This is a genomic window from Corynebacterium sp. LK14 (assembly GCF_008042215.1).
Classification (GTDB): domain Bacteria; phylum Actinomycetota; class Actinomycetes; order Mycobacteriales; family Mycobacteriaceae; genus Corynebacterium; species Corynebacterium striatum.
The window spans coordinates 54,232-68,074 of sequence record NZ_NOVQ01000002.1 but is presented as its reverse complement, the minus strand read 5'-3'; the positions used below and the strand labels follow the sequence as shown (position 1 = coordinate 68,074).

The window sequence follows — 13,843 nt, the reverse complement described above, 5'->3', positions numbered from 1 at the left end:
TCTACCTAGACTCCCACCACTCGCGCAGCTTCGCAATAGCAACGTCACGCTCGAGGGGTCCTTCCTCCAAGCGCAGCTCCTTGAGGTAGGACCACGCTTGACCCACCTCGGGCCCCGGGTTGAGCCCGAGGATCTCCATGATCTCGTTACCGTCGAGGTCAGGACGTACGCGGGCGAGGTCCTCCTTGGCGGCGATCTCAGCGATTCGCTCCTCAAGGTGGTCGTAGGTGCGCTGCAGGCGCCGTGCCTTCTTGGCGTTACGGGTGGTGCAATCCGCGCGCACGATCTTGTGGAGGCGGGGGAGCAGGTCACCAGCATCGGTGACGTAGCGGCGCACAGCGGAGTCGGTCCACTGACCTTCGCCGAAGCCATGGAAGCGCATATGCAGGTACACCAGCTGCCCGATGGCCTCGATGGTGGCCTTAGGGTACTTCAGCTTCCGCAGGCGCTTGCGCACCAACTTCGCACCAACGACTTCGTGGTGGTGGAAGGTCACCTTGCCGTCGGTGGTATCACGCGTGTCAGGCTTACCGACGTCGTGAAGCAGCGCCGCCCAGCGCAGGATCAGGTCGGGCTCCTCCTCCTGATCGATGGCCTGGCGCAAGACCGTGAGCGAGTGCGCGTAGACATCTTTGTGCTGCGCGTGCTCGTCGGGAGCCATGCGCAGGGCAGGAATCTCGGGGAAAATATGATCCAGAATTCCCGTATCAACCAGCAGTTCAATGCCGGTTTCCGGGTTCTTGCCCAACATGAGTTTGTCGAGCTCCACCTGCACGCGCTCGACGGTGATCCTGCGGATTTCACCCGCCATTTCAGTCATCGCGGTCTTGACGCGCTCGGCCACGTCAAACTCCAGCTGGGAGGCAAAGCGCGCTGCGCGCAGCATGCGTAGCGGATCGTCGTGGAAGGAGATCTCCGGCTTATCCGGGGTATCGAGGATCTTGTTCTTGAGATCCGTCAACCCTCCCATGGGGTCATGGAATTCGTAACCATCCTCTTTGAGCTCGATGGCCATGGCATTGACCTTAAAGTCACGACGCACGAGGTCGCCCTCCAGGGAATCACCGAAGACAACCTCCGGATTGCGGGAATCCCCGTCGTAGGAGTCGGAGCGGAACGTGGTGATCTCGATCTGCTGTCCCTTATATACAGCCGAGACGGTACCGAAGTCGATGCCTGTGTCCCAGACAGTCTCGGCCCATCCATCGAGGATTTCCTGGACCACCTCGGGGCGAGCGTCGGTGGTGAAATCTAGATCGTGGCCCAAGCGCGACAACAACGCATCACGCACGGAACCGCCGACGAGGTAAAGCCGGTTTCCGCGAGCTCGTAATTGCTCTGCGAGGCCACTGAGCGAGGCAAGAGTCGTTTCAACGCCGTTTAGCTGAGTGTCCTGAAAATTCACGGGTGTTAGTCTACTACGATTAGCAAGGATGACTAACCACGAACAAGGCTCCCGCAGGCGGCGTCGCGGCCGCCGCCCGGAAAGGCGCCCGCAGCGCAACTCCATCACGCGCATGACAACGCGTGATGAGACCTCCGCGGGTGGACTTGTCGTGTCTGGGCTCGCTGAGGCAGTCGACGGAGACAACGTCGATCTTTCGCGCATTTACGTAGCCCTGATCGGCCGCCTCGACCGGCGCGGCCGCCTGCTGTGGTCGATGCCCAAAGGCCACGTGGAAAACGGCGAGGATAAACACGTCACCGCCGAGCGTGAGGTCTGGGAGGAGACCGGCATTCACGGCAAGGTCTTTGCGGACCTGGGCATGATCGATTACTGGTTCGTCTCTGATGGGGTGCGCATCCACAAGACGGTGCACCATCACCTGCTGCGCTTTGTCGACGGCATCCTTAACGACGAGGATCCAGAAGTCACCGAGGTTTCGTGGGTTCCTGTCTCGGAGCTCATCGAGCACCTCGCATACGCCGACGAACGCAAGCTGGCGCGCATCGCTCATGACCTCTTGCCGGACTTGGCACGAAAGGAAGCCGCCGCAGGAAAGGCGACTCCGCGGTGAAGCGGCTTTCAGCGCTGATACTCGCAGGCCTATTAGCAGCCCCGGTTCCTGCGCAAGCGCAAACCAGACTTCCGGGCACCCTCGACTTCGATCTGCTTTCTGAAGCCACCGAAGACGGGGTCATGGAAGCGACCTTCCGCATTCACAATCCCACCGAGAACAAAGTGGAGGATCTCCAGATCAACAGCCGCCGCAACGATGCGGTGTCAACCACCGAGCAGGCTCAGGAAGAGCTGGCGGCGGGCGCCTACCCGTACTATGGGGCGTCGCAAAGCGTAGGCTCAATCGATCCTGGTGAGACCAAGGAAGTAACTTTCAAGGTCCCGCTCTCGCTGGGGCAGGAACCCACGCTGGCCATGACGGAGCCGGGAAACTACCCGCTCCAGTTCACTCTGACGGGAATGCAGGAGGGCCAAGCCAACAGCTTCGCCGACGAGCGGATGATCTTTGAATTCAACGCCGAGAAAGCACCAAGCGCTGAAACAGAGGATGCCGCGGAACTGCCCGAAGAACCGAACGCACTGACAGTGATTTACCCGATCACCTCGGAGATTAACATCGTGCCTGGGGAAACCGGGGGAGAGTCGCTCATCTTGAGCGATGATCACCTGGCGGAGGAGCTGCGCGAAGGCGGCCGCCTTGATAAGCTGCTGGATTCCTACCTCGATCACGATCTCAAAGGCGCAGGCTGCGTCGCACTGGATCCCGCGTTAGTGGATACCGTAAACCGCATGGCCGAAGGCTACACGGTCAATGACACGCGTCCCTCCATCGCCGAGCGCCCCAAGCGCTTACGTGACTCCTGGTTCAATGACGACGCTTCGCAGCGCGGCAAGCCGGGTACTGGAGCAGCCGATGCCAAGGCTTGGATCGAGCGCATTCAAAACCTGCAGTGCCACATGCCGCTGCCGTGGGCAAACACGGACATTAATGCCGTAGCTCATGTCAATAATGACTTCCTCACCTACGAGGCGCTCAATCGCACTTACGAAGACATCGTGGGCAAACCCACGTCCACATTGCTGCTTCCCAGTTCAGGGTACGTAAACCGCAAATTTGAGCGGCCGGCGCTCGTAGCAAATAACACCGGTTGGGTGGGTCAGGCCGCCACTTTCGACGCCTCTCTTGGCTCCCTGCTAAACCCCGGCGCAGCTTACACGAACCCCTTCCTGCGCTATGATTTCGCGCAAGACTCGCCGACCTCGCAGGCCTTGACCAGCGCGGCGTCGGTTAGCGTGGCGGCATCCGAGGGTGACGTGGTGGCAAAGCTGCCGAACTATCTGAGCCCGGAAACAGGGGAGCAGGTCCTCGACACAGCAACGAAGCTGTTGGACGCCGGAAAGGTGCGCCCCCGTGCGGTGACGGATCTGCCACTTGAAGAGACCGACCGCCCATTGGGCACGCCCTATGAGGACGAGTCTGCTTTCAGTGACGCCGACATCGTGCGCGTGGAACAGCAGGCGCGCTACACGGACGAGTTGACCAGCATCATGGTCAACGATCCGGCTATTGCGATGACGCGCTACGACTTCACGCTCCCACTACGCCGCGACCTCCTTGTGGCGCTGTCGGGTGACTTCAACGACCGCCTGAGCAAGCAATCTGAGGTGTTGCGCACGTTGCGCTCCTCAGTGTCGCTGATCCCACCTGGCAACGTTTACACGCGCGTCTCGGAGTCATCGCCGCTGCTCATCGTGGCAGAAAACGGGCTTCCGCTGCCTGTCGACGCCTCGCTCATCTACGAATCTGAAACAGCAACGCTTAACACTCCGTCGCGCGTGCGCATACCGGCAAAGGGTTCCATTACGGTATCCATGACCGCAAACATGCCTAACGTCGACCGAACTAACATCAGCTTGTGGTTGGCCACGCCGTCCAAACAGGCCATCTCCGAGCCGGTAAATATCGCAGTTCAGACCCGTGCCGGTATCGTAAGCGTGTACGGAGTCGGCGCCATCGCCGCTCTAACTCTCATTTTGGCCCTGCTATTCCGGCTGGGGCGGAGAAAAAAGAAAAGTTCCTAAAGAGATAGTTAGTTCCTTTTATGACTAATGAAAATGGCTCTCGTCGTCGCATTGTGACGCCCACGCCGCCGGCACCTGTGCCGGAAAAGAGGGTTGCACCGATGCCAGTGGCGGAAGACAAATCCGCGTTGAAAGGCGAACATGTAGAGACTGCTACTTCCGACGGCGCGGTTGTTCGCGCCACCGGATCCATGGCGATTGCCACGCTGATCTCCCGCATCACAGGCTTCCTGCGCAACGTTCTCATCGGTTCGTCGCTCGGTCCCGCGATTTCTTCCGCGTTCACCACAGCGAACCAACTTCCCAACCTCATCACTGAGATTGTCCTCGGAGCTGTCCTAACTTCCTTGGTCGTCCCAGTCCTGGTGCGTGCCGAGAAGGAAGACGCGGATAGGGGAGAGAACTTTGTACGTCGCCTCTTTACCTTGGCGTTCACTTTGCTGGGTATTGTCACGGTAGCCTCATGCATTTTTGCGCCCCAACTGACAACCATTATGTTGACAGATGACGGCGAGGTTAATGCCACCCAGGCAACGTCCTTCGCATATCTGCTTCTCCCGCAGATCTTCTTCTACGGCCTCTTTGCGCTTTTCCAAGCGGTACTCAATACCAAGAATGTTTTTGGACCTGGTGCTTGGGCACCGGTGGTCAACAACATCATCTCCATCGCGGTGCTGGTGGCATATCAAGTGGTACCAGGGTCCTTGCACCCAGAGGCACCATCTCCGGTTTCTGACCCTCACGTTCTCTTGCTGGCACTGGGTACCACTTTAGGTGTCATTGTCCAATGCCTGATCTTGTTCCCGTACTTAAAGAAGGCAGGAATTAACCTCAAACCGCTGTGGGGTTTGGACGATCGCCTCAAGCAGTTCGGCGGCATGGCCATGGCGATCGTGGCTTACGTTGCCGTATCCCAGCTGGGCTACATCATCACCTCGCGTATTGCATCGCAGGCAGATGAAGGTGCTCCCTTTACTTACCAGCAGGCATGGCTGTTGCTGCAGGTTCCATATGGCGTTATTGGCGTCACGTTGCTCACCGCAATCATGCCACGCCTGTCCCGCAATGCAGCGGACGGTGACGTCAAGGCAGTCGTACGCGATCTCACCCTAGGCACCAAGCTGACCTTCATCGCGCTGATTCCAATCGTCATCTTTATGACCGGATTCGGCATTCCGATTGCCCGAGGTCTCTTCCAGTACGGTGCCTTTGACGCAGATGCCGCTGAGCTGCTGGGCCTAACCCTCAGCTTCTCGGCGTTTACACTCATTCCTTATGCGTTGGTGCTGCTGCACCTACGCGTGTTCTATGCCCGTGAAGAAGCCTGGACACCAACCTTCATCATTGCCGGAATTACCTTCACCAAGGTTGTTCTATCCATGCTCGCACCACACGTGGCGGATTCCCCAGAGCGCGTTGTTATTCTTCTGGGTACGGCAAACGGCTTTGGTTTCATTGCCGGTGCGGTCATCGGCGGCTTCCTCCTCAAGCGCAAGCTGGGCAGCCTCGGTGGAAAGGAAATCCTAGGCACCACCTTGTGGGCCACGTTGTCTTCCGTAGCTGGCCTCGTTGTGGCCTTTGTCCTCAACATGGTCATCAATCTCGTTCTACCGGACTCCCTACCGCCTTTCGTCGAGCTCATCCGCTTGATGGTGGTAGGACTTACCTTCGTTATTGCAACTGGCCTGGTGCTCTCACGCTCCGGCTTGCCAGAGGTTATCAACCTGGGCCGCCAGCTGCAGCGCATTCCGGGAATGAACCGTCTTATCAAGATCGACGACGCCGAAGCCATCGAGGTCGAGGAGCCGGAGATCCAGGAAATCCAACCGATCTTCAACCAGGATGCGTTCAACTCCTCGCCAGTCCCACCGCCTATGTCGGCCGGCATTGTCCGCGGCCCGCGCCTGGTACCAGGTGCTCCAGTATCCGACGGACGCTTCCGCCTCCTTGCCGACTACGGTTCGGTCCCCGGCGCTCGCTTCTGGAAGGCCCGCGAACAAGCCACCGGCCGCGTCGTTTCCCTGACCTTCGTAGACACAACGGGCGAGGCTCCGATGGCTCCGGCAACCCCATCAGTGGCAGCACGTCGTTCTGCCGACATTTCTCGCAACACCCGCAAACTCGCCGAGCTTGGATTGGAAGCGGTGGCATCCAACATCCAGATTCTGTCCTACCGCCAGGGTTGCCTTGTGGTGGCCGACTGGATTGAGGGCACGCCGCTTAAGACGGTTGCGGAAGAAGGCGACCTCGATCCGCGTGCAGTAGCACGTGCGCTCGCTCCGCTGGTCGACGCCGCAACTACAGCGCACGAGCACGATCTTGTACTGGGTATCGATAACCGCAACCGCATCCGTATCGCTACGGACGGCGTCGCCAAGCTGGCGTTCCCTGCCGTACTCGAGCGCAATAGTGTGGAAACGGACGTCGATGGAATCAACTCCACCATTACGTTACTGACTGAATCCACGACATCTACGCCGCAGGAACTACGCGACGTTGCACATTCTGAGCAGTCGCTCGAGGAGCGCGCAAAGGTCTTGCATGCATATGCAAACGAGACAGAGCAGACTCTGGAGGTGCGCGAAGAAAAGGTCGAAACTCCTGAAGCCACTCCAGGCTTCGGTGGCCGCGGCTACTCGGGATCGGGCGCGATCATCTTGGGCGTCTTTGCCACCATCTTTGTTGTGGGTATGGCTGCACTGACCGCGTGGATCATGTCTTTGGTGGGGGAGGAGTCACCCGTAACCAAGCCAACGCAGACCGTGACCAGCTTCCCGAACACCCCGCCGGTGCTACTCAAGGAAAAGTCAGCGTTCACTGTTCCGGATAACAAGGAACAGAAGGCACTCGTCGACGGCAAGGGTTCCGCACGAGTGGACATCGCCGAGGGCGCACTCGTTACCTTAGAGAAGCCGACTCAGCTGCATGTGCTGCAGGTCAGCCAGTACGGTTCCACGGGCACTAAGTTCACCGTCTATGGCGTGAACACTGACAAGTTTGATCCGGAGGAACCCGAGGGCACCGAGCTGGCCAAGGGCAAACTCAGCGCCAGCAAGCAGGACATTGAGCTGAAGAAGGTGCAGGAGGGCTTCGACGGAGTCCTCATCATGTTCGACGGCAAGGTCGCAGTCTCCGAACTACAAACCGTGGGCTTGTCCTAATTTTATTCATCCCCTTATAGCGCCATCATGCCAGTTCAGGCATGGTGGCGTTCCCTTTTGGAAATAGCAACATTACTTCAAGCGTTGACTAATTTAGTGACGCGAGTAAGCTATATGTTGTTACATCAACAAACGACAGTTTCGACCGCGCGGTTTCAAGAACTCGTTTCCGGAACTCGCCGTCACAGACAAAGCAGAATTTTTTTAGGAGAACATCATGATTGCAGGTACCTACGTACTCGACCCAGCACACACCACCATCGGCTTCGTTGCTCGCCACGCAATGGTTACCAAGACCCGCGGCAAGTTCGAGGACTTCGAGGGCACCATCACCGTTGCAGAGAACATCGCTGATTCCAAGGCTGACGTCACCATCAAGTCCGCTTCCATCAACACCGGCAACGATGACCGCGACGGCCACGTTAAGGGCGACGACTTCTTCGCAGTAGAGAAGTACCCGGAGCTGACCTTCACCGCTACCTCCTTCAACGTTGACGAGGCTGGCAACGGCACCGTTACCGGCGACCTCACCATCAAGGGCGTTACCAAGCCGGTCACCCTGGACGTTGAGACCGAGGGCCTCGCTGAGGATCCGTTCGGCAACACCCGCTTCGGCTTCGAGGCAACCACCAAGATCAACCGTCTTGATTACGGCATCGACTTCAACGCACCGCTGAAGACCGGCGGCGTCCTGGTCTCCGAGGAGATCAAGATCGAGCTCGAGGTCTCTGCAATCAAGCAGTAATTCACACAGCACACTGCTGCTAACGCGCAACGCCCCAGGAAAACCTGGGGCGTTTTTCGTATGCAGCCAGGTGCTAGCCACTGCCACAGCCAGGTTCTAAAATGACCGTCATGTCTAACTCGAACTCTTCTCACCAGGCTGGCAGCCTCACGCATGCTGAAGCCATCGCCCGCACCCAGGCGATCGATCTCAGCTCCTACCATCTCCACCTCGATGTTTCGGGAGCACAAGACAACCTGACCTTCCCTGTAACCTCCCGAATCACCTTTAGCACCCAGGAGCCCGAGCTCTTCGTGGACTACCTCGGCGAGCAGGTTACGAAGGTCGCTGTGCAGGGCGAGGACGTAGAGGTCGACTTCCACGACAATCGCATATACCTCCACGAGCTGCCGGAGGGAGAAGAGATCACCGTGGAGATCCAAGGTGTCTCTGCGTTCTCCCGCACCGGCCAAGGCATGCACCGCATGGTGGACAACGCGGACGGCAATACCTACCTGTACTCCCACTTGGAGCCATCCGACGCCCGACGCATCTTCCCGTGCTTTGACCAGCCGGATCTCAAGGCGGTCTTCTACACCACCATCACCGCGCCAGAGGGTTGGCAGGTGCTCTCCAATCAGCCGGAGGTGCGTCGCCAAGCAGCGGAAAACGCAACTGCCGCGAACGCCGTAACCGTGGAGTTCAACGAGACCCCACTGCTATCCACCTACCTAACCTCCTTTGCCGCCGGTCCCTACATTGTGAAGACGCGCACCTGGCGCGACATCGAGCTCCGCGCCTTCGCGCGCGCCTCGATGGAGGGCTACCTCGATGACGAGATCCTGGAAATCACCGCTCAGGGCATGGATTTCTTCGACGAGGCCTACAAGTTCCCGTACCCGTGGGGCAAGTATGACTCCATCTTCGTTCCCGAGTACAACCTCGGCGCCATGGAGAACCCAGGCCTCGTGACCTTCACCGAGAGCTATCTTTTCCGCTCCCGTGCTACCCGTGCGCAGCGCGCGGGCCGCACGAACACCATCCTTCACGAGATGTCCCACATGTGGTTCGGCGATCTCGTCACCCCGCAGTGGTGGGATGACCTATGGCTCAAGGAATCCTTCGCCGAGTTCATGGGCGCAGATTCTTCCGTCGAGGCCACCGAGTACACCGAGGCATGGACCAACTTCGCAGGTCAACGCAAGAACTGGGCGTACCTGCAGGATCAGCTGCCCACCACGCACCCCATCAAGGCAGACATCCCTGACGTTGACGCCGCCCGCCAGAACTTCGACGGCATCACCTACGCCAAGGGCGCTTCGGTGCTCAAGCAGCTGGTGCATTACGTGGGCCGCGAGAACTTCTACGCCGGCGCCCGCGACTACTTCCGTAACCATGCTTTTGCGGCCGCGACCTTCGACGATCTGCTCAGCGCCCTCAAGCAACACACCGACCGCGACCTGGATGCCTGGTCCACCGCATGGCTCAAGACCTGGGGCCCGGACACCCTGGCGCCGGAGCTGCACGTTGAGGGTGACAAGATCACCGAGCTAGCGATCCTCGCCGAGGCAGAAGACCGCACGCGTCCGCACCGCTTGAACGCTGCGCTTTTCGACGCCTCCCTGCACAAGTACGCAGTCCTCGACATCGATGTCGCTGGCCCGCGCACGATTGTCGACGAGGCTTCCGGCCTGCAGGCACCGGCGCTGTTGCTGCTTAACGACGGCGACCACACCTACGCCAAGGTGCGCTTCGACGAGACCTCCTTGCAGACCATCCAGGACAAGCTCTCTGATATTGATGACGAGCTCTCCCGCGCGGTCATCTGGACTTCCCTGTGGAACCTCACCCGCGATGGCGAGTGGCCGGCCCAAAACTACGTCGACACCGTGCTTAAGCACGCCGTAGGGGAGGCCCCCTCCCTGCTCACCACTGCTTTGGCCAACGCCCAATTCGCGGTCAACCACTACCTTCCGGAGTCCCCGGATTATGCCACCCAGATCTGGGAGCTGCTGCAGCAAGCGGAGAAGGGCACGGATACGCACTTGCTGCTGACCCGCGCCGCTATCAATGCGCTGGGTAGTACCCCGGAGCCGGGCAACGACCGTTTGCGCGCAGTGCTTGACGACGCCACCGATCCCGACATCCGCTGGGCGGTGCTGCGTGCGCTCGCGGCACGCGAAGCGGTCTCCCAGGAAGAACTCGACGCCGAGAAGGAGCGCGACAACACTTTGACCGGTGCAGCTGCTTACCTGGGCGTTTCCCGCTCCTTCCCGGACTGCAAGCGCGAGGTCTTCGACATGGTCCGCGAGCCGGGCGCCTACTCCAACGCAGAGGTGGATTCCTTGCTCGCCGCATTCAATGCGCCGCGTTCGAAGCACCTCACCGAGCCCTTTGCGGAAGAGTTCTTCCAGGTACTCGACAAGATCTGGCAGGAGCATCCGATCGAGATCGCCAATCGCCTGGTCCGCGGCCTTTACCCGGAGCTCGAGATGGCCGATGCCGCCACCGACGAATTCCTGCGCGAGGAGCGTCCGCGTGCGCTGCGCCGCGTGCTGCTCGAGTGCCAGGATCACCTGCGCCGCACCTTGCGCGTGAAAAATGGTCAATAGAGTAGACACTCTTCGCTAGCGCCCGGTAGAACCCCTCGGATAAAACAGGTTTAAGTACCTGTTGATCCGGGGGGAATCTACATGGCTGATCGCAGTGATCACGAACTTGTTGACGCATTCATAGCAGGGGATAACAAAGCCTTTTCGCTCATCGTGGAAAGACACCGTGCCAGGCTGACCATGGTGGCACGACGCTATACGCACAACGACACCGATGCGCAGGATGTACTCCAAGAAGCACTCTTGCGCGCAAGCTGCAACCTGCACAAATACCGCAGGGAATCCGCGTTATCTACATGGCTGCACCGTTTGGTGATGAATTCGGGATATGACTTCCTCAACCACCGAGCCAACCGCGAAAATGCTTCGCTGGACGTGGACTTTGTCGAAGATGACAGAAATCATCTCTTGGCTCACAACCCCAACGAGAACCTCGAGGACACACTGGCCGTCCGGGAGGCCATGGAGCTTCTCCACAAAGACCACCGCGAGGCCCTGTATTGGACCGACGTCGAGGGCTACGCCATCGCCGAAGTAGCTGCTTTCCAGGGAGTCGCTCCCGGCACCATTAAGTCCCGCCGCGCGCGGGCGCGGCGAGCGCTTCGAGAAGCAATGCTGCAGGGAGCAAATACTTAAAAAGGAATAACGCTCCCTGACCTCTCGTTGAATGAGAGGTCACGTTTAAGCATCAACCCCGTTTCTGATACCCGGAATTTAACGTAGCGCGGGTAGGATCTGTGGGGTTGATCCAGCAGTACATTGCAAGGGAGTTATTTAAATGACCGTCCACGATGTCGCCATCGTAGGCTCCGGCCCTGCCGGTTACACCGCTGCGCTTTATGCCGCGCGCGCTGAGCTCAAGCCGATCGTATTCGAGGGTTTCGAGTACGGCGGCGAGCTCATGAACACCACCGAGGTGGAGAACTACCCAGGCTTCCAGAAGGGCATCATGGGCCCAGAGCTCATGGAGGAAATGCGCTCCCAGGCAATCCGCTTCGGCGCTGACCTGCGCATGGAGGTTGTTGACTCGGTCGAGCTCGAAGGCGAGATCAAGAAGCTGCACGTAGGCGACGAGGTCTTTGAGGCCCGCGCCGTCATCCTCGCCACCGGCGCCGCTCCACGCTACCTGGGCATTCCAGGCGAGGCAGAGCTTTCCGGCCGTGGCGTTTCCGCCTGCGCTACCTGCGACGGCTTCTTCTTCAAGGGTCACAACATCGCCGTTGTGGGCGGCGGCGACTCCGCAATGGAGGAAGCAACCTTCCTCACCAAGTTCGCTGAGACCGTCACCATCATCCATCGCTCTGAGAACTTCCGCGCTTCCAAGATCATGCTGGAGCGTGCAAAGGCCAATCCACAGATCAAGTGGGCTACGAATAAGACAGTGGAGCGTGTGATCGAGGGCGAAGGCAAGGTCGCCGGGCTCGAGATCAAGGACGCAATCACGGGTGAAGTTTCGACGCTGGACGTAACCGCAATGTTCGTTGCCATTGGCCACGATCCGCGCTCCGCCTTCCTTGAAGGCCAAGTCGCGCTCAACGAAGGCGGCTACGTCGTTGTTGATCAGCCTTCCACCAAGACCAACCTTCCGGGTGTCTTTGCCTGCGGCGACTTGGTCGATGACCACTACCAGCAGGCTATTACCGCAGCAGGCTCCGGCTGCCGCGCAGCCATCGATGCTGAACATTTCCTCGCAGAAAGCCGTTAAACATTCATGAGCAACGTAAAAAACGTAACTACCGACTCCTTCCGTACCGACGTAATCGAGTCCTCCGCCTCCAAGCCTGTCGTCGTTGACTTCTGGGCTGAATGGTGTGGCCCTTGCAAGAAGCTTTCCCCAATCCTCGATGATGTCGCGGGCGAGCTTGGTGACGACGTCAAGGTCGTCAAGGTCAACGTCGATGAAGAGCGCACTCTTGGCGCCATGTTCCAGATCATGTCGATCCCTTCCGTGCTGATTTTCCGCAACGGTGAGAAGGTCGACGAATTTGTTGGACTTCGTTCGAAGTCTGACATCGTGGCGCAGATTCAAAAGCAGCTCTAGCTGGTAGCCTTATTCACATGCGTCTCAGGACGCACAGTATTAACACGAGAAAGGGGTAGGTGTGAATCGCGTCCTTCACATTGGCGACCAAAGTGTCCGAGTCGCTGAGGCACGTGCAACCCTCGCCCGCCTCGGCCTCATGAAGGATTACCAGGGAACTCTGTCCGACTGGAAACAGCAAAAGTACTCCGAGTCAGACAAAATCTTTGACGCCGAACTATCCGAGGTCATCAAGGCCTTCCAGCAGTCCCGCGGCATAGTGCCCAGCGGCGTCATTGATGATCTCACCCTTCGTGAGCTGCGCCAAGCGTCTTATACCCTTGGTGCACGCGTACTGGCGTACGAGCCGGGCAACGTTCAGGTTGGTGACGATGTCGCGCAACTCCAACAGCAGCTCCAGGAGCTTGGCTTTTATCAACAGCGTGTGGACGGTCACTTCGGCCCAGACACTCACGCGGCGCTGGCTGAATACCAATTGAACTACGGGCTGCAAAATGATGGTGTCTGCGGCCCCACGACCATCAATGCGTTGAGCCTGTTGGGGCGCCGCATCACGGGCGGTTCTGCACACAACATTCAGGAGCGCGAGCGAGTTCGCAACGCTGGCCCAAAGTTGGCCGGCAAGCGAGTGGTCATCGATCCTGCGCTCGGCGGTGCGGACAAAGGCCAACGCGTTAAAGGGCGCTTTGGTGAAATCAGCGAGGAAGACCTCTTGTGGGATCTTGCCGAGCGCGTCGCCGGCCGTATGATTGCCGCGGGCATGGAGACCATCATCTCCCGCCCTCGCACGGATAACCCCACCACTAAGGACCGCGCTGAGCTGGCCAACGCTTTCGGCGCTGATCTTGTCATTTCTTTGGCTTGCGACAGCTACCAAAATGACAAAGCTAACGGTGTTGCGACCTTCTACTTCGGATCAGAGCAGGGCAACTCCTCACTGATCGGTGAGACCCTCTCCGGCTTCATCCAGCGTGAGATTGTCGCACGTACGCCGTTGCAGAACTGCTGGAACCACGGTCGCACATGGGATCTGTTGCGTCTTACTCAGATGCCGGTTGTGCAGGTTGTCATGGGCTACCTCACCAACCCAGGTGACGTGGCTATCTTGACCAACCCACACATGCGAGATGACATCGCGGAGGCAATCGTTGTTTCCGTTAAACGTCTCTACCTGTTGGATGAGGACACCGCAGTAACAGGCACCTACAAGTTCGACGAACTACTGCGCGCCGAGAAGGCCTAAGCCTCCTTTGGCCAACGCGG

General features: G+C 58.9%; 10 protein-coding genes. 9 read left to right on the top strand and 1 reads right to left on the bottom strand.

What is annotated here, in order from left to right; genetic code table 11:
• Position 1: 1 nt before the first annotated feature.
• A complete protein-coding gene (locus CHU71_RS00800; protein WP_049064439.1) occupies positions 2 to 1,405 on the bottom strand; it encodes a CCA tRNA nucleotidyltransferase in 1,404 nt (467 codons plus the stop codon).
• Between the two features lie 28 nt (positions 1,406 to 1,433).
• Between CHU71_RS00800 and CHU71_RS00795 the strand changes: the two genes are divergently transcribed.
• The 9 genes from CHU71_RS00795 (at position 1,434) to CHU71_RS00755 (ending at position 13,823) form a co-directional block, all read left to right on the top strand.
• A complete protein-coding gene (locus tag CHU71_RS00795) occupies positions 1,434 to 2,018 on the top strand; it encodes an NUDIX hydrolase (protein ID WP_147759889.1) in 585 nt (194 codons plus the stop codon).
• Positions 2,015 to 4,042, top strand: coding sequence for a DUF6049 family protein (locus tag CHU71_RS00790; protein ID WP_147759888.1), 2,028 nt, complete (start codon positions 2,015 to 2,017; stop codon positions 4,040 to 4,042). The genes CHU71_RS00795 and CHU71_RS00790 overlap by 4 nt, the downstream gene beginning before the upstream one ends.
• A 20-nt stretch (positions 4,043 to 4,062) precedes the next feature.
• Entirely contained in the window at positions 4,063 to 7,203 is a 3,141-nt protein-coding gene (gene murJ / locus CHU71_RS00785) for a murein biosynthesis integral membrane protein MurJ (RefSeq protein ID WP_147759887.1), read from the top strand.
• A 217-nt stretch (positions 7,204 to 7,420) separates the two neighbouring features.
• Positions 7,421 to 7,948, top strand: coding sequence for a YceI family protein (locus CHU71_RS00780; protein ID WP_005530720.1), 528 nt, complete (start codon positions 7,421 to 7,423; stop codon positions 7,946 to 7,948).
• Between the two features lie 110 nt (positions 7,949 to 8,058).
• On the top strand, positions 8,059 to 10,539 hold the full coding sequence (pepN, locus tag CHU71_RS00775; protein WP_370450466.1) for an aminopeptidase N: 2,481 nt from the start codon (positions 8,059 to 8,061) through the stop codon (positions 10,537 to 10,539).
• A gap of 81 nt (positions 10,540 to 10,620) precedes the next feature.
• Positions 10,621 to 11,175 carry a sigma-70 family RNA polymerase sigma factor gene (locus tag CHU71_RS00770; RefSeq protein ID WP_005530716.1) on the top strand — a complete coding sequence of 185 codons (555 nt, stop codon included), beginning with the start codon at positions 10,621 to 10,623 and terminating at the stop codon, positions 11,173 to 11,175.
• Between the two features lie 142 nt (positions 11,176 to 11,317).
• Complete coding sequence (gene trxB / locus CHU71_RS00765) at positions 11,318 to 12,244, top strand: thioredoxin-disulfide reductase (protein ID WP_005530714.1); 927 nt, start codon at positions 11,318 to 11,320, stop codon at positions 12,242 to 12,244.
• 6 nt (positions 12,245 to 12,250) lie between these two features.
• Positions 12,251 to 12,580, top strand: coding sequence for a thioredoxin (gene trxA, locus CHU71_RS00760; RefSeq protein WP_049064447.1), 330 nt, complete (start codon positions 12,251 to 12,253; stop codon positions 12,578 to 12,580).
• Positions 12,581 to 12,641: 61 nt separating this feature from the next.
• Positions 12,642 to 13,823: an N-acetylmuramoyl-L-alanine amidase gene (locus tag CHU71_RS00755; protein ID WP_005530710.1), complete on the top strand. Its 1,182-nt coding sequence runs from the start codon at positions 12,642 to 12,644 to the stop codon at positions 13,821 to 13,823.
• Positions 13,824 to 13,843: the final 20 nt, after the last annotated feature.

What these genes read in the sequence shown, in the direction of transcription:
- CHU71_RS00795 (WP_147759889.1), top strand. Translation starts at nt 1,434, where the DNA reads ATGACTAACCACGAACAAGGCTCCCGCAGGCGGCGTCGCGGCCGCCGC.
- murJ (WP_147759887.1), top strand. Translation starts at nt 4,063, where the DNA reads ATGACTAATGAAAATGGCTCTCGTCGTCGCATTGTGACGCCCACGCCG.
- CHU71_RS00780 (WP_005530720.1), top strand. Translation starts at nt 7,421, where the DNA reads ATGATTGCAGGTACCTACGTACTCGACCCAGCACACACCACCATCGGC.
- pepN (WP_370450466.1), top strand. Translation starts at nt 8,059, where the DNA reads ATGTCTAACTCGAACTCTTCTCACCAGGCTGGCAGCCTCACGCATGCT.
- CHU71_RS00770 (WP_005530716.1), top strand. Translation starts at nt 10,621, where the DNA reads ATGGCTGATCGCAGTGATCACGAACTTGTTGACGCATTCATAGCAGGG.
- trxB (WP_005530714.1), top strand. Translation starts at nt 11,318, where the DNA reads ATGACCGTCCACGATGTCGCCATCGTAGGCTCCGGCCCTGCCGGTTAC.
- trxA (WP_049064447.1), top strand. Translation starts at nt 12,251, where the DNA reads ATGAGCAACGTAAAAAACGTAACTACCGACTCCTTCCGTACCGACGTA.